This window comes from Arthrobacter sp. K4-10C, assembly GCF_059090085.1.
This window is the reverse complement of record NZ_JBNHFI010000045.1, coordinates 1-255: the sequence shown is the minus strand read 5'-3', so window position 1 is coordinate 255 and position 255 is coordinate 1. Positions and strand designations below refer to the sequence as shown.

Here is a 255-nt window from a genome sequence, read left to right as displayed (position 1 = left end):
CGAAGGTCCAGGTCTTGTCGCGGGAGGTGATGGTGACGCCGTCGGGTGTCTCTTGGATGTTGTCGATGGGGGTGTTGGTGTGGATGGTGGCCCCGTTGGTCTGGGCGGCTTCGATGGCGGCGGTGACGGCGCAGTCGGTGCGTAGGGCGCCGGCGTGGGGGTCGTAGACGGCGATGTCGTCGGGGCGGAGGTTGTGCTGGGGGTAGCGTTCGGCCATGTCCTCACGGGAGAGGATTTCGTGGTCCGCGCCGTTGG

Annotated in this window: 1 protein-coding gene; it reads right to left on the bottom strand. The window is 67.5% G+C overall.

Annotation, left to right across the window (positions count from 1 at the left end; genetic code table 11):
• Nucleotides 1-255 (bottom strand): FAD-dependent oxidoreductase (locus AC5RUU_RS19690; RefSeq protein ID WP_493976878.1); only part of this gene is annotated, 255 nt, incomplete at both ends.